This is a genomic window from Pseudonocardia sp. EC080619-01, assembly GCF_001420995.1.
In the GTDB taxonomy this organism is placed as follows: Bacteria; Actinomycetota; Actinomycetes; order Mycobacteriales; family Pseudonocardiaceae; genus Pseudonocardia.
Map to the genome: position 1 here is coordinate 1,988,776 of NZ_CP012184.1, position 16,459 is coordinate 2,005,234.

A 16,459-nucleotide genomic window follows, 5' to 3' on the forward strand; every position below is an offset into this window, starting at 1 on the left:
ACGACCCGCCGCGGACCCCGGACCTCACTTCTCGGCGTTCGCCGCCGCCTTGGCCCGCGACCGGGCGCGGGCACGCAGGTTCGGGTCCAGCTCGATCTTGCGGATCCGGACGTTCTGCGGGGTGATCTCGACGCACTCGTCGGGCGCGCAGAACTCCAGCGACTGCTCGAGGCTCAGGATCGTCGGCGGGACCAGCTTGACCAGCACGTCGGACGTCGAGGACCGGACGTTCGAGAGCTTCTTCTCCCGGGTGATGTTGACCTCGAGGTCCTCGTTGCGGGTGTACTCGCCGACGACCATGCCGCCGTAGACCAGGGTGGTCGGACCGACGAACAGGGTCCCGCGGTCGGAGAGCTGGTCGACCGCGTGGCCGGTGACGGGGCCGCTGCGGTCGGAGATCAGCGAGCCCTTGTTGCGGGTGCGGATCTCGCCGACCCACGGGCCGTAGCCGTCGAAGACGTGGCTGGCGATCCCGGCGCCGCGGGTGAGCGTGAGGAACTCGGTCCGGAAGCCGATCAGGCCACGGGCCGGGACCCGGAACTCCATCCGCACGCGCCCCTCACCGTGCACCATGTCGCCCATCTCGCCCTTGCGGCCGGCGAGCAGCTGGGTGACACCGCCGAGGCTGTCGTCCGGGACGTCGACCGAGAGCTGCTCGAACGGCTCGTGCAGCTTCCCGTCGATCGTCTTCGTGACGACCTGCGGACGGCCGACGGTGAGCTCGAAGCCCTCCCGGCGCATCTGCTCGACGAGGACCGCGAGGGCCAGCTCGCCACGGCCCTGGACCTCCCAGGTGTCCGGACGGTCGGTCGGCAGCACCCGGACGGACACGTTGCCGATGAGCTCGGAGTCCAGCCGGTTCTTCACCAGCCGGGCGGTCAGCTTCTTGCCGGGCAGCGGGTCGCGACCGGCCAGCGGCGAGGTGTTGGTGCCGATCGTCATCGAGATGGCGGGCTCGTCGACGTCGATCCGCGGCAACGCGACCGGGTGCTCCGGGTCGGCGAGGGTGTCGCCGATGGTCACGTCCGCGATCCCGGCGACGGCGACGAGGTCACCGGCTCGGGCCTCCTCGGCCGGGACACGGGTGAGCGCCTCGGTCATCATCAGCTCGGTGATCTTGACGCGCGGGGTGCTGCCGTCCTCCCGGCACCAGGCGACCTGCTGGCCGCGACGGAGCACGCCGCCACGGATCCGGCAGAGCGCGATCCGGCCGAGGAAGCTGGACGCGTCGAGGTTGGTGACGTGCATCTGCAGCGGCGCGGACGGGTCGTCGGCCGGCGGCGGGACGACGTCGAGCAGCGTCTCGAAGAGCGGGGTGAGGTCGTCGGAGTCCGGCAGCTCGCCGTCGCCCGGGCGGATCCGGGAGGCCTTCCCGGCCCGCCCGGAGGCGTAGACGACCGGCAGGTCGAGCAGGTGTGCGGTGGCCGACTCGTCGAGGCCCAGCTCGTCGGCCAGCTCCAGCAGCAGCTCGAGTGACTCGTCGACGACCTCGGCGATCCGGGCGTCGCCACGGTCGGTCTTGTTGACCACGAGCATGACCGGCAGGCCGGCGGCGAGGGTCTTGCGCAGCACGAAACGGGTCTGCGGCAGCGGGCCCTCGGAGGCGTCGACCAGCAGGACGACACCGTCGACCATGGACAGGCCGCGCTCGACCTCGCCACCGAAGTCGGCGTGGCCGGGGGTGTCGACGACGTTGATCGTGTAGCCCTGCCAGCTCACCGCGGTGTGCTTGGCGAGGATCGTGATGCCCTTCTCGCGCTCGAGGTCGCCGGAGTCCATGATCCGGTCGACGGGCTCGGCGCGTTCGCCGAAGGCGCCGGACTGGCGCAGCATCGCATCGACGAGGGTCGTCTTGCCGTGGTCGACGTGCGCAACGATCGCGACGTTGCGCAGCTCGGGCCGGCCCGCGGAATCGGGCACGGCGTCGCTTCCGATGGCGGAGGCAGCGTCGAGGGCCGAGGCGGAACGAGGGATGGTCACACCACCACGGTATCGGCAGCAACCCCTGCCCCCTGCCCGCGGTGCAGGTTAGCCTGACCTCATCATGGGTAAGGTCAAGAAGAAGTGCTGCCGCTCCAAGCCGAAGCGCTGCAAGAACTGCCCGGTGGTCGCGATGCGCCTGCGCAAGGTCGGTGCCGACGACCTGAGCGGCAAGTCGTACCAGCGCGCACTCAAGGTCGCACGGATCTACTGACCACAGTGGACGACCGCTGATCAGCGGCTGAGCCGGTCCGTCGATCGACACGGGCCGAGCGGGCGGAGTGGCCCGGAGCGCGGCGGAGCGCGTCCCCGGACTCCGCCTGCGCCCCCGACGACGGCCGGTCGAACCCGTCCGTCGGCAGCGTCCGGGAGCCCCACGGACCACCCCGCGGGCATGGCCGGGATCACACGGTCTGCTGCGTCACCCCGGTGCCGCGGGGCCACCGGAACCGTCATCCGGCGGCCCGTCCGGCCGTGGCGCCACCGGGCCCGGCCGGTCGCCCGGACACCGCGGCGCCCAGCGCGGCGAGGGTGGCGGCGGGGCGTCCCACGGGGTCCGACGGGTCGAGCACGAGCACCCGCCAGCCGTGCCGGCGGAGCATCGCCCGCCGCCAGCCCGCCCCGCACCCGTCACCCACCGACGAGGCTCCGCGGATCTCCACCGCGACCCGGGCGTCGGGGAACGCCAGCCGCAGGACGACGCCGGCGATCTGGTGCTCGGAGCGCCACCCGGTCACCCGTTCCTGCACGAGCAGGGCGCGGAGCCGGTGCTGGGCGTGCTCGACGGCCTGCCCGGTCGCGGAGGCCAGCATCCGGGCGACGGCCGACGACCCGTGCGCGCCGCGGTACCTCCCGAGGGCGGCGGTGAGCGTGGCCAGGTCCGGGACGGACCGGGCACCTCCCGTTCCCGCCCCGGACAGGACCCGGGTCAGCAGGGCCTCCCCCGCGACGTGCGGTTCGAGGGCCGCCTCGATCAGCGCGAGCGCCGGCGCGGCGACGGCGATCCGGTCCCGGTGCACGACGTCGGCCTGGTTCAGCCCGCGGCGGCGGACCTGCACCTCCGGCCGGGGGCGCGGCGCGCGCCGGCGGGGGACGGTCACGGTGACCGTCACCGGGGCGTCCGGGAGCAGCCCCCACCACCAGGCGGCCGCGGCGCCGGTGAGGACCGCGTCCTCCCCCGCCCACAGCACCGCCGCCCGCACCCGGCCGGCATCAGTGACCGCGTACGCGGTGTCCCGGTAGACCCGCGGATGCACCGGCACCCAGCGGCGCGCCGCCAGCCGGCGGTCCACGGCGTCCGGTGAGACGCCCGCCCGCACCGCCTGGCCACGGGAGAGCACACCGTCCTGGGCGGCGAGGAGGTGCTCGACAGGACCGGGCGGGGCGCTCCGCGACCGGCGACGGCCGGGTGGCGCTCCGTGCGACCCGGCGGAGCCGGCGGCAGACCCCCGGGACGGGGACGGGGACGAGGACGGCGGGAGGGTGGAGGGCATCGGGCTGCGAGTCATGCGGCTTGGACGACACCCGGGGCCCGGCGGTTCCCCCGACTTCCGGAGCCGTCGTCGTTCCGGCACGGTCCACCGCGGTCCACGTGCCGGGATCAGGACCGGAGCAGGTCGACCAGCTCCGCGACGACGGCCCGGTCCGCGTCGAGCCAGCCGAGGGCCGCCACCTCGTGCGCCCCGACCCACCGCAGCGACCGGTGCTCGCGGGCCTCCGGCTCGGGTGAGTCCGGCGTGAGCCGGGCGGTGCGGATACGCAGCACCCGGCGCCCGATCGGCAGGTCGGTCCCGATCCGGCCGTCCGCGCGGATCCGTGCCCCCAGCTCCTCCCGGCACTCCCGGACGAGCGCGTCCGTCTCGCTCTCCCCGGGCTCGACCCCACCTCCGGGCAGCTCCCAGCGACCGGCGAGCTCGGCCGGGTAGGACCGCTGGGCGACGAGCAGCCGCCCGTCGCGCACGATCGCCGCACCGACGACGACGGGGGCCCGGCCGAGCTCCCCGGCCCGCTCGGCGACGACGTCGCGGCGCGCCCCGAGCAGGCGACGGCCGTACCGGCGCAGCACCGGGTCGGAGAGCCGTCCGAGGACGCCGAACGGCGGTGACCAGGTGAGTTCGTCGCGGACCCGGGTACCGGCGCCGTCCGGGATGACCCGGGTCGCGTGCCGCAGGACGGCGGCCGGTCCCGTCGCGAGCTCGGACCACACTCCGGCAACGCCGGCCCGGGTGATCCGGGTCCGGCAGGCGAGGACCCCGGCCGGCAGGGCGACCCGCACCTCGTCGCCGGCGACGAGCAGCCGGGCGGGGGCGGTGAGCCGCGCACCGGTCCGGGAGAGCGCCTGCTCCGCAACGGCCGTCTCCCGGAGGACCCCCGCGACGAGCGCCGGTGGTGCGTCCACGTGGTGGTCGAGGGTCAGCACGGGCACACGGACGATCCTCGCAGGACGGGTCCCGGCGGCCGTCCCGGGCCGGATCTCGCCGAAACGCCACGGCCACCGGCGGTCGCGGCCAGGCTGGCGGCGTGCAGCAGACCCTCGGCGCTCCCGGAGAACGGGCTGTCCCGGCCGCCCGGCCACCCGCCGTCCGCATGACCGGCCTGGGCCGGGACTTCGGCGCGGTGCGCGCCGTCGACGGCGTCGACCTGGACGTCCCGATGGGATCGATCCTGGGCCTGCTCGGGCCGAACGGGGCGGGCAAGACCACGCTGCTGCGGATGCTGCTCGGGCTGCTCGCCCCGACCGACGGCACGATCGAGCTGCTCGGGCGGCAGCTCCCGGGTCGGGCCGCCGAGGTCCTCCCGCACGTCGGCGCCCTGATCGAGGGCCCGGCGCTGCACGGGCACCGGACGGGCAGGCAGAACCTGCTGCGGTACGCGGCGGCCGAACCGCTGCTGGCCACCGACCGGGTCCTGACCGCCGTCGCCGCCGTCCTGGAGCGGGTCGGGCTCAGCGGCGCTGCGGACCGGAAGGTGCGCGAGTACTCGCTCGGCATGCGGCAGCGGCTGGGCCTCGCCGTCCCGCTGCTGACCCGACGACGGCTGGTGGTCCTCGACGAGCCGACCAACGGTCTCGATCCGGCCGGCACCCGCGACGTCCGCCGGCTCGTCGCGGAGATGCACGCGGCCGGCGCGACCGTGGTGGTCAGCTCGCACCTGCTCGCCGAGATCGAGACCACCTGCACGCACGTCGCCGTGCTGCGGGCGGGGCGGCTGGTGGCCGCGGGCCCGTTGCGGGACCTGCTCGACGGCGCGGCCGGACGGCTGGTCGTGACCACACCGGACGGCGGCCGCGCGGTCCGTGTCCTGCTCGACCGCGGCATCGACGCCGAGGTGGCACCGGAGGGCCGGGTGCAGGTCGCGGCCGGGCCGCCGGCGCCGGACGTCGTCGCGCTGCTCGTGCACGCCGGTGTCGCGGTGCACGGGGTGACCCGGCCCGTGGCCCGACTGGAGGAGGTCTTCGCCGACCTCACCGGGGACCCCGGCCGGAGCCGGACGCCCGGTGGACCCGGGGCCTACCGGTGAGCACCGCGGTCCGCCCCGGTACGGCACCGCGCGCGGCCGGCCGGGCCACCGCGGCACCGCTCCCCCGCCTCCTCCACTCGGAGCTCGAGCTGGCCCTGGCGCGCCCGCGGACCGCCGTCGTGCTCGCCGCGGCGGCGGCCGTCCCGGTGCTCGCGACGCTCGCCCTGGCCGGCGGGCCCGGCGACCTGACCCACGCGCTGGGTGTCCTGGTGGTCGCTCTGTCCGAGCCGGCCGCGTTCTCCCTGGGCATGCCCCTCGTGCTCGTCGCCGCGGACGCGTTCGCCGGCGAGCGGGGCAGCGGCACCCTCGACGGGCTGCGCCTGTCGCCGGTCGGCCCCGGACGGTTGTTGCTGCTCAAGGTCTCGGCGGTGGCGTGTGCGGCGACCCTGTCCGCACTCGTCGTGGTCGCCGCCGCGCTGGTCGCCGGTGGCCTGGTGCTGGGCGCCGGGCCGTACGGCACCGGGGTGACGCTCGGGCGGGCGCTCGTCCTCGCCGCCTGGGTGACCGGGCAGCTGACCGGGCTCGGTCTGCTGCTCCTCGCGTTGTCGGCGGCGGTGCGGCGACCGGCGGTCGTGGTCGCCACCGGGCTCGCCGCCCTCACCGCCGCCCCGCTGGTCGCGACGGTCCTCCCGGATGCCGCCGCCGTGCTCCCCTCCGGGCACTGGCACGAGGTCCTCGCCGCGGTCACGGCCGTACCCGCCGACACCGGCGCGGCGTGGGCCACCACGGTGCGCGCGGCGGGGTTCGCCGTGGCCGGGGCCGGGATCGTGCTGTTCCTGCTCACCCGCCGCGACGGGTGACCCGGCGGTCGTCCCGCCGTGACGCGCGGTCCGGTCTGCGCCACGATGGGCCGATGGCCACCCCGCTGCTGACCGACGCCGAGATCACCGACGCCCTGCGGACGCTCCCGGGCTGGGACCGGGACGGGGACTCGATCGTCCGCACCGCACGGCTGCCCGACTTCGTCGCCGCCGTGTCGGTGGTGGACCGCGTCGCCGACGACGCCGAGGCCGCCGACCATCACCCGGACATCGACATCCGCTACAACACGCTCACGTTCCGGCTCTCCACGCACTCCGAGGGCGGGCTCACCGCCAAGGACACCGGCCTGGCCGGCCAGATCTCCGACCGGATCGCCACCGCAGGCGGCTGAGCCCGGCCGGGACGGCCCGGCCGCCTCAGAGCCGGCGGTTGCGCAGGACCGGGATCTGCTCGCGGACCTCGGCGGCGACCGCCGGGTCGACGTCGGCGACGAGCACACCCGGGCCGGCGTCGAGCGAGTGCACGATCTCCCCGCGCGGTCCGGCGACCAGGCTGTACCCGATCCCGGTGGGGGCCTTGCCGTGCTCCCGGCCGACGGTCGTCGGGTCGGCCTGGTCACAGGCGACGACGAACGACCCGGTGTCCAGCGCCCGCGCGCGGACCAGCAGCTCCCACTGCTCGCGCTTCCCCGCTCCCGCACCCCAGGACGCGGGCACGAGCTGGACGGTCGCGCCCGCGTCGGCGAGCCGCTGGTAGAGCCCGGGGAACCGGACGTCGTAGCAGGTGGAGAGCCCGACCCGGACCGGATCGGTGCCGGGCCCGTCCGCCTCCGGGACGTCGACCGTGACCGGTTCGGTCCCCGGCGCGACGGTGTCGGACTCGGCGAACCCGAACGCGTCGAACATGTGGATCTTGTCGTAGTGGGTGTCCACACCGGCACCGGTGACCAGGAGGGTGTTGCGGACCCGGCCGTCACCGGAGGGGGTGAACATCCCGACCACCACCGTGATCCCGGCGGCCGCGGCCAGCCCACGCACCCGCGACGCCCACGGCCCGTCCAGAGGCTCGGCGACCGGTCCCAGCGCGGTGCCGAAGCAACACATGCCGGCCTCGGGGAACACGACGATGCGGGCCCCCGCACCGGCCGCCTCCCGGACCCGCGGTCCGATCTCGGCGAGGTTCTCCTCGGGGTCGCGGGTGGAGGAGATCTGGGCCAGTGCGATCCGCATGGACCGGTCGTACCACGTCCACCTGGTGGACGCGCCGGTCGAGCCGCGGGCGGAACGTGGGGTACGGTCGAACCGTGCTGCGCGCCTACTACTACTGGTTTCGCCAGCCGGCCCGGGATGGGTCGGCCGGCGCGGTAGCGCGCTGACCTCCATCCCCGCGAGCCGGCATCACGGACCGGCTCGGGCACGGTGATCCGGGGCGGTCTGCCGGGAAAGGACCGCCGTCCCCGATGAGTAGCACTCCCGCTGCACTGCTCGACACCCCGCTGGACGACCGGCGCATCGAGCGGATCAGCCCACTGATCTCCCCCGCCCTGCTGCGGCACGATCTGCCGTGCACCCCCCAGGTCGCCGACACCGTCACCCGTGGACGGGCCGCCGTGACCGGGGTGCTCGACGGCACCGACGACCGGCTGCTCGTCATCGTCGGGCCGTGCTCGGTGCACGACCCGGAGGCCGCCATCGACTACGCCGGCCGGCTTGCCGCGCGGGCCGAGGAACTCTCCGGCGAGCTGTGCGTCGTCATGCGGACCTACTTCGAGAAGCCGCGCACCACGGTCGGCTGGAAGGGCCTCATCAACGACCCGGGCCTGGACGGCACGTTCGACGTCAACCGGGGCCTGCGCACCGCCCGCAAGCTGTTGCTCGACATCTCCGCCCTGGGCCTGCCGGTGGGCTGCGAGTTCCTCGACCCGATCACCCCGCAGTACATCGCGGACGTCGTGACGTGGGGATCCATCGGCGCCCGCACCGCGGAGAGCCAGGTGCACCGGCAGCTGGTCAGCGGGTTGTCGATGCCGGTCGGGATCAAGAACGCGACCGACGGTGACGTCCGGGCGGCGCTCGACGGCATGCGGGCGGCGGCGGCGTCGCACGTGTTCATGGGGGTCAACGCCGACGGGCTCGCCGGGCTGGTCACGACCACCGGCAACCCGGACACCCACGTGATCCTGCGCGGCGGCACCCGGCCGAACTACTCGGCGGAGGACGTCGCCGCGACCACGAGCGCCCTGCGCGACGCCGGGGTCCCGGAGCGGGTGGTCGTCGACGCGAGCCACGGAAACAGCGGCAAGGACCACGAACGCCAGGCCGTGGTGGTCGGCGAGCTGGCCGAGCGGATCGCGGACGGGGAGCGCGGCGTCACCGGGCTGATGATGGAGAGCTTCCTGGAGGCGGGGCGCCAGGAGCTCGGCCCCGACATGGTGCGCGGCCGTTCGGTGACGGACGCCTGCATGTCCTGGGACACCACCGACGAGCTGCTCGGCACCCTCGCCGCTGCCGTCCGCACCGGCCGCCGCTGAGCCGGACCGGCGGGGCCGGGCCGGGAGCCGGTCGCCGCTCCCGCCCCGGCCCGCCGCCACGGGTCCTCTCCCACCGGCCGGGTTCCGTCGCGCACAGTTCCGGCGTGGGCACTGTCCGTCCGTTGCGGACGGTGCGAGGCTCGGCCCCCGTCCGGCCGGGACCGGCCGTGACCACCGGGAGGGGACGAACATGATCAAGGGCTTCAAGGACTTCCTGCTGCGCGGGAACGTCGTCGACCTCGCCGTGGCGGTAGTCATCGGCGCCGCCTTCACCGCGGTCGTCACGGCCTTCACGGAGGCGTTCCTGAAGCCGCTGATCCAGCTCTTCTCCGGCGGCGGCGAGCTGGCCGGAGCGTTCGAGGTGAACGGCGTGACGTTCGACTGGGCGAGCTTCGTGAACGCGGTGATCACCTTCGTGATCACCGCGGCGGTCGTGTACTTCCTCGTGGTGCTGCCGCTGAAGACGATCCAGGAGCGGCGCAAGCGGGGCGAGGAGGCCGGACCGGCCGACCCCACCGAGGTCGAGCTGCTCAAGGAGATCCGCGACCTGCTGCGCGAGGGCCGCGCCGACGGCGTCGCGGTCCGGCACGCCGTCGGGCCCGACGGGTCGACCGACTGATCCCGGGGCCGCCCGGCCGGTCTCACCCCGCACCGCCGCCGAGCCGGGCCCGCACGCGTCGGCGCAGCAGGTCGTACTGGGCGGCGCAGCGCCGCGGCGGCCCGGGCGGCCGCACCACCGGGCGGGGCGGCTGGACGGTCTCCCCCGGTGCGAACTGGTCGCGCGTCAGGTCGATCTCGGTGCCGCCGGGGAGCCGGTTCCACCAGTGGTATCCCTGCAACCTGCCGTCGGGCAGCCAGACCTCGGCGAGCAGCAGCTCCCCGCCGAAGAGGTCGTGCAGCACCAGTGCCGTCGCCCCGCACTGCCCGCGGGACGGCGACCCGGGGCTCCAGTCGTCGAGATCCGCGTCGTCGCAGGTGTCCCGGCCCCACGACGACCGCAGCGCGGCCGCCACCTCGGACAGGGTGGGTGCCGGTGCGGCCGGCCGGGCGGCGGTGGTCATGGCGCGGAAGCTACGACCGACCCCCGACAGTTCCGGCCGGTGCGGGCGCGTCGGCAGCGGTCGCCGCCCGGACGGTCACCGGCACCGCGACACCGGTCGCGGCACGCCGCGCTCCATCCGGTGCTCGGTGATCCCGTCCGGGCGCTCGATCGGTCCGAGATCGACGAACCCGAGCCTGCGGTAGAGCGCGGCGGCCCGCTCGTTCCCGACGACGACGTGCAGGGCCAGCCGGCCCGCGCCCCATCCCCCGGCCCGGTCGAGCACCGCGGAGACCAGTGCCTCCGCCGCGCCGGTGCCACGGGCGTGCGGCGCGACCCACAGCGCGATCAGGTCGGCGGTCCCGGTCTCGTCCGGCGGGACGGCGACGACCTGGCCGCACGGACGCCCGTCGAGGTCGGCGACGAGGTGGCGGTTCGGCGCGGCCAGCCGGTCCCGCCACTCCTGCTCGCCCGCGCCCAGCCAGTCCTCGAGCCTGCTGTGGAACGCGTGCGGGGCCTCGGCGAGCGCGGCGAGCCGCAGCGCACGCCAGGTCCTCCAGTCGTCGGGCTCCAGCTCTCGCACGGTGATCGACGGACCGGCCAACGAGCACCTCCCGGGGTCGGACGGAAGGGCGAACCTAGCAGCGTCCACCCGGCCGCCGACGCCCGCTGCACCGTGGCGTCCGAGACCTCCGGCGCCGCAATGTGTCCGGATCGTCCGGTCCGAACCGGCAACCGGAGCCCGGAGCGGGTACGAACAACGGTCATGCCGCCCGAACCACGTCACCGCGCCCGGACGGTCGTCTCGTCCTGGTCGGCCGGAACCCACCGTGTCCTCGTCCTGCTGATCGTGGCGGTGCTCGTCGTCGCCGGTGTCCTGACCGGACTGATGCTGAGCCGCGCCGACGCGCAGGACACGGGCATCGACGCACTCGGCCCCCTGACCGGCCCGCCGACGCTCGTCGGGCGGGTGCAGGAGGTGCGGGACCCGGCCACCGTCGTCGTCGACGTGCAGGGGCGGCCGGTGACCGTCTCGGTGCTCGGGGTCGACACCTCGGCGACGCCGGAGTGCGCGCAGGCCGGCGCGCTGGCCTTCGCCCGCGACTTCCTCGACGGCGAGGAGGTCACCCTGGTACCCGACCCGACACTGCCCGCCCCCGCGGCGGACGCCCCGGCCTGGCCGGCCTACCTGGTCGTCGCCAGCCAGCAGTCCTACACCGACGCCGCCCTGGTGGCGGGCTGGGTCTCCCCCGGTGAGGGCCGGTACCGGCCCGGGTTCGAGGCTGGCGAGCGGATCGCTCAGGACCAGGACGCGGGGATGTGGGGCCCGCCCTGCAACCGTCAGCCCTGATCGTGGGCGACACCCCGGTCACGCGGCACGGCGACCACGCTCCTGGGAGGATGCCGCCGTGGATCCCCGGGTGGTACGGACGCGCAGGCGCCTGCAGGACGCCCTGCTCGCCCTCGCCCGCGAACGCCCGCTGGAGTCGATCGCCGTCGCGGACGTCGCCGAGCGCGCCGGGGTCAACCGCAGCAGCTTCTACCAGCACTACGGCGACAAGGAGGCCCTGCTCGCGGACGCGCTGAGCGCGCAGGCCCTCGCGGCGGGCGCCGACCTGTCCGAGCTGGTGACGACCGACGTCGGGCCCGAACCCCCGGGGGCATTGCTCCGCTGGTTCGCGCACGTCGGCGATCACGCGTCGCTGTACCGCCAGGCACTGGGCGGGGCGGCGGCACCGGACGCGGCGGCCGGGATGCGCCGCTGGATGCAGGACTTCGTCGCCGACACCGCGCGGCGGATGGGGTTCGCCGAGGACGACGCCGGCATCCCGCTCGACGTGTTCGCCGCCGGTCTGACGTGGTCGTTGCTCGGCGTCGCGGCGAGCTGGCTGGAGCGCGATCCGCTGCCCGCCCCGGAGGTCGCGGCCGGGTGGGCGTGGCGGATGCTGGTCCGCCGGGACTTCTGAGCTCGCTCGGTCGTTCCGGTCGGCCGTGCCGCCCGGGCCGGGTCCAGCGGCCCGGGCGGCACGTGCCTTCCACCCCGTGGATCAGCCCTGCACGATCCCGGAGTTGCTCGAGTCGACCGTGGTCGAGGACTGCGAGACCGGGCCGCTCGAGAGCAGGCCGCCGATGTTGAGCGTCGGGTTCACCGAGGCGTCGACGTCGATCAGGCCGCCCTTCTGCGACGCGTGGCCGCCACCCTGCCCGTGCTTGCCGGAGCCGGACTGCAGGATGCCGCTGTTGGACTCGTCGACATCGGTCGTCGACTGCTCGACCGCGCCGGAGCTGAGGATGCCACCGACGTTCGCCGACGGGCTCACGTCGAGGCCCAGGCCCACCAGGTCGTCGACCTGGACGGCGTCGCCGGCGCCGCAGCCGGACTGCGCGATGCCGGAGTTCGAGCGGTCGACCTTCGTCGACTGCTGCGAGACCGGGCCGTCGTTGGCGATCCCGCCGAGGTTCAGCGCGGGGTCGACGGCGGCGTCCAGGCCGAGCAGGCCGCCCTTCTGGGAGGCGTGCGACGGGCTGCAGTCACGGTCCTTGCCGTCCTTGCCGTGCCCGCCGTCGCCGTAGTCACCGGCGAAGGCCATACCGGCCGAGCCGAGGGCGAGCGGGACGGTCAGCGCACCGACGGTGGCGACGCGCCACAGGGCGCGGCGGGAGGAGAACGTCGTCTCGGGGGCGTTCATGGCACTCCTTCTCTTCTGTGTGGCCCGACCGCCCGCATTTCACGCTGTGTCACGGCCAGGTGGCACAGAACGTACGGACGACCGTGACAGAACAGGAGGGCACCCCTCACTTCACGACCCTTTTGTCCGTTTCAGCACTGACCGATGGACCGCTCGCCGTTGATCAACTACACCGAGTGCTATCCATCATCTGTCGGATAGCTACTCTGCGTATAAGTGAGGGCTCTCTCCGATCGTTACACTCGACCGCGGAAATGAGGCCCACGTCACATGCGCGCAACGGCAGGGCGGACGAGGCGTCCTACTGCGCGGGCACGGAGAACACTCCGAAGCGCGACACTCTCTCGCTTGGGATCTCACCTGCGGCGATGCGCCGTCCGGAGCAACGTCTGCTGCGCCGTTCCGCGAGCGACGGACGGCGGACGGCGACATATCGATCGCCGAACGGCAGCGCGACTCACGCCTCCGACAATTGGCGATAGGCCATCGTGAAACGGCTCGCCGTCAGTGCGTTCGCATCCCGCTCAACGACGTGGCCCGTCTGGAGTAACGGCTCACGGCGAAGAATTACGCCGTCGGTGGTACCCCGACGCGGTGCCACCCGCCCGTGATCGACCCGCGCCCGGCGGTCAGCGTCCGGCGAACGCCGCCAGGAGCCCGTCGGTCAGGGCGGCGCGCTGGTGCTCGGGCACGTCCTCGAGCAGGGTCCGGTCGGACTCGCGCAGCACGGACCTGCCCCAGTGGGTCAGCTCCCGGCCGTACTCGGTGACGTGCAGGCGTGCGGCCCGCCCGCGACCGCCCGGGCCCCGCCGCTCGACCGCGCCCAGCTCCTCGAGCTGCCGCAGCGTGGCCTGCATGCTCTGGGTCGTGATCCCGGACCGCCGGGCGAGTTCGCTGTACGAGTGTCCGGTGTCTCCCGCGAGGTGCCCCAGCGCGGAGAGGTGGCGCATGGACAGGTCCCGGGTGCGCAACGTGTCCTCGACCTGCTCGCGGAGCCGGCGGCCGAGCGCCATGATCAGGAACGTCGGGCTGGGCTCGATCGCCGGCCCCGCGACGGGGGCGGACGGGGACTCGGACGGCTCGGACACCCGCCCATCATCCCCGTCCGCCGGGCACGGTGAGCACTCGTCGAGTGGTACTCGGTGCACCCCTCCGTTGATCGCACCGGTGCATGGCGTGCCAGTCGACGGCGCCCGGACCGCTGGGAAACCGGGGCGCGACGGCCGGACGTCGGCGCTTAGCATCGCTTCCATGACCGTCGCGTCGGCCCTGGCCTACACCTTCGCGTTCGTGCTCCTGCTCGTCGTCCCGGGACCCGACTTCGCACTGGTGCTGCGCAACGCGGGCACGGGCGGCCGGCGGGCCGGGATCGCGACGGCGCTGGGCGTCGGCGCCGGACTCGCCGTGCACGCGGTGGGTGTGGCGCTCGGCCTGGGCGCGATCATCGCCGCGTCCGCGACGCTGTTCACGATCGTCAAGCTGGTCGGCGTCGCCTACCTCGCCTACCTCGGGATCGCGGCGCTGTGGGCCGGGCTGCGCCGCCCCCGGCCGTCGGGCACACCCGCGACCGACGACGAGCCTGCCGCTCCGTCCGGCCCCCGGCCGTTCGCCGCGCACTTCCGGCAGGGCCTGCTCTGCAACGTGCTCAACCCGAAGGCGATCCTGGTCTACCTCGCGCTGATGCCGCAGTTCCTCCCTGCCGGGGCGGCGCTCGGCGCGACCCTGACCCTGTCGACGATCACCGTCGCGTCGGCGGTCGTCTGGTTCGTGCTGGTCGCGTGCACCGTGGCGGCCACCGGGCAGGTGCTGCGCCGGCCACGGGTGCGGCGCTCGCTCGACGCGCTGACCGGTACCGCACTGCTCGCGTTCGGAGCGAGACTGGCGCTCGCCCGGCCCTGACCAGCATCGACACACCGGTGTGGCGCCGGTCACATTCTCCCGAGCTTGTGTGTGCCGCTGCGGCACAGCGTCTCCTCGTCGGCGGAACCGGCCGCGAGCAGTGAGGAGATCCCATGAACCCGCCCGAGACCATCGCCGTCGAGGACTTCCTGCGCCCTCCGGAGCGCACCGGGGCCTCGATCTCACCGGACGGCACGAGGATCGCGTTCCTCGCGCCGTGGAAGAACCGGCTGAACGTCTGGATCGAGGACCTCGACCCGGCGGACGGCGAGGTCCCCGAGCCGCGCTGTGTGACCGCCGACGAGACCCGCACCGTGCAGGACTACCGCTGGACGCACGACCCGCGGTGGATGCTGTACCTGCAGGACGACGGCGGCGACGAGAACTGGCACGTCTACCGCATCGATGTCGACGACCCGGACGCCGCGGCCGTCGACCTGACCCCGTTCCCCGGTTCCCGGGTACTCGACCTCGTCCAGCCCCCGGCCCGGCCGGGGACCGCGATCGTCCAGCTCACCGGGCGGGTGTCCGCCGCGATCGAGCTGCACGAGCTCGACATCGCGACCGGGGAGCTGACCCTGCTGTCCGGCGCCCCGGAGACCGCCTCCGACGACGGGGATTACGTCAAGAGCTCGCACCACGTCGGTGACGGGACGCTCCTCGTCGAACAGCTGAACGCCGACGGCGACATCGAGCTCCTGCGGAGCACCGGCTCAGGACCGCCGCGCCGGATCACCACCTTCGACGGATCCGACCTCCCGCTGGGTCTCTACCCGTTCGAGGTGACCCCGGACGGCACCGGCCTCTGGGTCGGCTCGAACCGTGGCACCGACCGGACCCGCCTGGTGCGGGTCGACCTGGCCACCGGGGAGGAGACGGAGGTCGACAGCCACCCGTCGTTCGACCTGGACACGCGCGCGCTCGTCCTGGGCCACCTGCCGAGGCCACTGATCCGTCACCGGCGCACGGGCGAGCTGCTCGGCGTCCGCTACCTCGGCGAGCGGCAGGTGATCCATGCGCTGGACCCGCACTTCGCCGAGGTGCTGCCGCAGCTGGAGGCCCTGTCCGACGGCGATCCGGCCACGATCTCCTCCGACCGGGACGGGCGCCGCTGGATCGTGTCCTTCACCCACGACCGCGAACCCGGCGTCACCTGGCTCTACGACCACGCCACCGGGGAGAGCCGGCTGCTGTTCCGGCCGAACCCGCACCTCGATCCGGACGCGCTGGCGCCGACCACGCCGGTGACCATCACCGCCCGGGACGGTCTCACGCTGCCGTCGTACCTGACGTTGCCGGTCGGGGTGGAGCCGTCGGCGCTGCCGATGGTGCTGCTGGTCCACGGCGGCCCCTGGGTGCGCGACGCCTGGGGGATGGACCGGTCCGTGCAGGTGCTGGCGAACCGCGGCTACGCGGTCCTGCAGGTCAACTTCCGCGGCTCGTCCGGATTCGGCAAGGCCCACATGAAGGCGGCGATCGGGGAGTTCGCCGGGAAGATGCACGACGACCTGCTCGACGCCGTCGACTGGGCCGTCGAGCAGGGGTACGCCGACCCCGACCGGGTCGGGATCTTCGGCGGCTCCTACGGCGGTTACGCGACGCTGGTCGGCGTCAGCTTCACCCCGGACCGCTTCGCCGCGGCCGTCGAGTACGTCGGCATCTCCGACCTGTCGACGTTCATGCGGAGCGTGCCCGAGTTCGCCCGGCCGGGCCTGCGGATGAACTGGTACCGCTACGTCGGCGACCCCGACGACCCGGAGCAGGAGGCGGACATGATCGCCCGCTCCCCGATCAGCCGGGCGGACGACATCCGCACACCGCTGATGGTGGTGCAGGGCGCCAACGACACCCGGGTGGTCCAGGCCGAGTCCGACCGGATCGTCGGGGCGTTGCGGTCCCGCGGGGTCGACGTCGAGTACCTCGTCTTCGACGACGAGGGTCACTTCATCATCAACCCCGAGAACCTGCTCACGATGTTCCGGTCCGCGGAGCGGTTCCTCGCGGAGCACCTCGGCGGACGGGTGCACGAGAGCTGACGAC

18 protein-coding genes are annotated in these 16,459 nt (G+C 74.2%); 10 read left to right on the top strand and 8 right to left on the bottom strand.

Translation table 11 applies throughout. The features are described 5' to 3' along the window. Window positions 1-24: 24 nt before the first annotated feature. Window positions 25-1,980 carry a translational GTPase TypA gene (gene typA / locus AD017_RS09185; RefSeq protein WP_010241597.1) on the bottom strand — a complete coding sequence of 652 codons (1,956 nt, stop codon included), beginning with the start codon at window positions 1,978-1,980 and terminating at the stop codon, window positions 25-27. Between the two features lie 64 nt (window positions 1,981-2,044). On the opposite strand from typA, the gene AD017_RS35220 reads away from it, so the two are divergent. Beyond that, window positions 2,045-2,194 carry a hypothetical protein gene (locus tag AD017_RS35220; protein WP_010241599.1) on the top strand — a complete coding sequence of 50 codons (150 nt, stop codon included), beginning with the start codon at window positions 2,045-2,047 and terminating at the stop codon, window positions 2,192-2,194. A gap of 238 nt (window positions 2,195-2,432) precedes the next feature. Here the strand turns inward: AD017_RS35220 and AD017_RS09190 are convergent, their stop codons facing one another. Both AD017_RS09190 and AD017_RS37380 read right to left on the bottom strand, forming a co-directional pair. Continuing rightward, entirely contained in the window at window positions 2,433-3,320 is an 888-nt protein-coding gene (locus tag AD017_RS09190) for a hypothetical protein (RefSeq protein WP_060573942.1), read from the bottom strand. A 260-nt stretch (window positions 3,321-3,580) separates the two neighbouring features. Continuing rightward, window positions 3,581-4,405, bottom strand: coding sequence for an NUDIX domain-containing protein (locus tag AD017_RS37380; RefSeq protein ID WP_349675466.1), 825 nt, complete (start codon window positions 4,403-4,405; stop codon window positions 3,581-3,583). A 161-nt stretch (window positions 4,406-4,566) separates the two neighbouring features. Here AD017_RS37380 and AD017_RS09200 point away from each other — a divergent pair, with 161 nt between their 5' ends. Genes AD017_RS09200 through AD017_RS09210 form a run of 3 tightly spaced genes read left to right on the top strand, consistent with a single transcriptional unit; the run spans window position 4,567 to window position 6,652 of the window. Next, a complete protein-coding gene (locus tag AD017_RS09200) occupies window positions 4,567-5,499 on the top strand; it encodes an ABC transporter ATP-binding protein (protein WP_082399140.1) in 933 nt (310 codons plus the stop codon). Then, window positions 5,496-6,299 (top strand): ABC transporter permease, encoded by an 804-nt coding sequence (locus tag AD017_RS09205; RefSeq protein ID WP_060573944.1) that lies wholly within the window; start codon window positions 5,496-5,498, stop codon window positions 6,297-6,299. The genes AD017_RS09200 and AD017_RS09205 overlap by 4 nt, the downstream gene beginning before the upstream one ends. 53 nt (window positions 6,300-6,352) lie before the next feature. Beyond that, complete coding sequence (locus AD017_RS09210; protein ID WP_010232766.1) at window positions 6,353-6,652, top strand: 4a-hydroxytetrahydrobiopterin dehydratase; 300 nt, start codon at window positions 6,353-6,355, stop codon at window positions 6,650-6,652. 25 nt (window positions 6,653-6,677) lie between these two features. On the opposite strand, the gene AD017_RS09215 is transcribed toward AD017_RS09210, so the two are convergent. Continuing rightward, on the bottom strand, window positions 6,678-7,490 hold the full coding sequence (locus tag AD017_RS09215; RefSeq protein WP_060573945.1) for a carbon-nitrogen hydrolase family protein: 813 nt from the start codon (window positions 7,488-7,490) through the stop codon (window positions 6,678-6,680). A 230-nt stretch (window positions 7,491-7,720) separates the two neighbouring features. Between AD017_RS09215 and AD017_RS09220 the strand changes: the two genes are divergently transcribed. Then, entirely contained in the window at window positions 7,721-8,791 is a 1,071-nt protein-coding gene (locus AD017_RS09220) for a 3-deoxy-7-phosphoheptulonate synthase (RefSeq protein WP_060573946.1), read from the top strand. A 190-nt stretch (window positions 8,792-8,981) separates the two neighbouring features. Continuing rightward, window positions 8,982-9,410, top strand: a complete 429-nt coding sequence (gene mscL / locus AD017_RS09225) for a large conductance mechanosensitive channel protein MscL (RefSeq protein WP_060573947.1) — start codon at window positions 8,982-8,984, stop codon at window positions 9,408-9,410. 22 nt (window positions 9,411-9,432) lie between these two features. On the opposite strand, the gene AD017_RS09230 is transcribed toward mscL, so the two are convergent. Both AD017_RS09230 and AD017_RS09235 read right to left on the bottom strand, forming a co-directional pair. After that, window positions 9,433-9,852: a hypothetical protein gene (locus AD017_RS09230; protein ID WP_060573948.1), complete on the bottom strand. Its 420-nt coding sequence runs from the start codon at window positions 9,850-9,852 to the stop codon at window positions 9,433-9,435. Window positions 9,853-9,927: 75 nt separating this feature from the next. Next, complete coding sequence (locus AD017_RS09235; protein ID WP_010223801.1) at window positions 9,928-10,434, bottom strand: GNAT family N-acetyltransferase; 507 nt, start codon at window positions 10,432-10,434, stop codon at window positions 9,928-9,930. Between the two features lie 162 nt (window positions 10,435-10,596). Here AD017_RS09235 and AD017_RS35225 point away from each other — a divergent pair, with 162 nt between their 5' ends. Both AD017_RS35225 and AD017_RS09245 read left to right on the top strand, forming a co-directional pair. Continuing rightward, window positions 10,597-11,181 carry a hypothetical protein gene (locus AD017_RS35225; RefSeq protein ID WP_060573949.1) on the top strand — a complete coding sequence of 195 codons (585 nt, stop codon included), beginning with the start codon at window positions 10,597-10,599 and terminating at the stop codon, window positions 11,179-11,181. A gap of 58 nt (window positions 11,182-11,239) precedes the next feature. Then, window positions 11,240-11,797, top strand: coding sequence for a TetR/AcrR family transcriptional regulator (locus AD017_RS09245; RefSeq protein WP_010223797.1), 558 nt, complete (start codon window positions 11,240-11,242; stop codon window positions 11,795-11,797). A gap of 81 nt (window positions 11,798-11,878) precedes the next feature. On the opposite strand, the gene AD017_RS09250 is transcribed toward AD017_RS09245, so the two are convergent. Then, a complete protein-coding gene (locus AD017_RS09250) occupies window positions 11,879-12,520 on the bottom strand; it encodes a hypothetical protein (RefSeq protein WP_060573950.1) in 642 nt (213 codons plus the stop codon). 629 nt (window positions 12,521-13,149) lie between these two features. Beyond that, window positions 13,150-13,608 carry a MarR family winged helix-turn-helix transcriptional regulator gene (locus tag AD017_RS09255; protein WP_060573951.1) on the bottom strand — a complete coding sequence of 153 codons (459 nt, stop codon included), beginning with the start codon at window positions 13,606-13,608 and terminating at the stop codon, window positions 13,150-13,152. Between the two features lie 163 nt (window positions 13,609-13,771). On the opposite strand from AD017_RS09255, the gene AD017_RS09260 reads away from it, so the two are divergent. Both AD017_RS09260 and AD017_RS09265 read left to right on the top strand, forming a co-directional pair. Further along, the gene (locus AD017_RS09260) at window positions 13,772-14,419 is read left to right on the top strand and encodes a LysE family translocator (RefSeq protein WP_060573952.1); all 648 of its coding nucleotides are present in this window, start codon (window positions 13,772-13,774) and stop codon (window positions 14,417-14,419) included. Between the two features lie 113 nt (window positions 14,420-14,532). Further along, a complete protein-coding gene (locus AD017_RS09265) occupies window positions 14,533-16,455 on the top strand; it encodes a S9 family peptidase (RefSeq protein WP_060573953.1) in 1,923 nt (640 codons plus the stop codon). The last annotated feature ends 4 nt before the right edge of the window (window positions 16,456-16,459 follow it).

Coding starts and splice junctions, on each gene's coding strand:
- AD017_RS35220 (WP_010241599.1), top strand. CDS start 2,045: ATGGGTAAGGTCAAGAAGAAGTGCTGCCGCTCCAAGCCGAAGCGCTGC.
- AD017_RS09200 (WP_082399140.1), top strand. CDS start 4,567: ATGACCGGCCTGGGCCGGGACTTCGGCGCGGTGCGCGCCGTCGACGGC.
- AD017_RS09210 (WP_010232766.1), top strand. CDS start 6,353: ATGGCCACCCCGCTGCTGACCGACGCCGAGATCACCGACGCCCTGCGG.
- AD017_RS09215 (WP_060573945.1), bottom strand. CDS start 7,490: ATGCGGATCGCACTGGCCCAGATCTCCTCCACCCGCGACCCCGAGGAG.
- AD017_RS09220 (WP_060573946.1), top strand. CDS start 7,721: ATGAGTAGCACTCCCGCTGCACTGCTCGACACCCCGCTGGACGACCGG.
- mscL (WP_060573947.1), top strand. CDS start 8,982: ATGATCAAGGGCTTCAAGGACTTCCTGCTGCGCGGGAACGTCGTCGAC.
- AD017_RS09230 (WP_060573948.1), bottom strand. CDS start 9,852: ATGACCACCGCCGCCCGGCCGGCCGCACCGGCACCCACCCTGTCCGAG.
- AD017_RS35225 (WP_060573949.1), top strand. CDS start 10,597: ATGCCGCCCGAACCACGTCACCGCGCCCGGACGGTCGTCTCGTCCTGG.
- AD017_RS09250 (WP_060573950.1), bottom strand. CDS start 12,520: ATGAACGCCCCCGAGACGACGTTCTCCTCCCGCCGCGCCCTGTGGCGC.
- AD017_RS09260 (WP_060573952.1), top strand. CDS start 13,772: ATGACCGTCGCGTCGGCCCTGGCCTACACCTTCGCGTTCGTGCTCCTG.
- AD017_RS09265 (WP_060573953.1), top strand. CDS start 14,533: ATGAACCCGCCCGAGACCATCGCCGTCGAGGACTTCCTGCGCCCTCCG.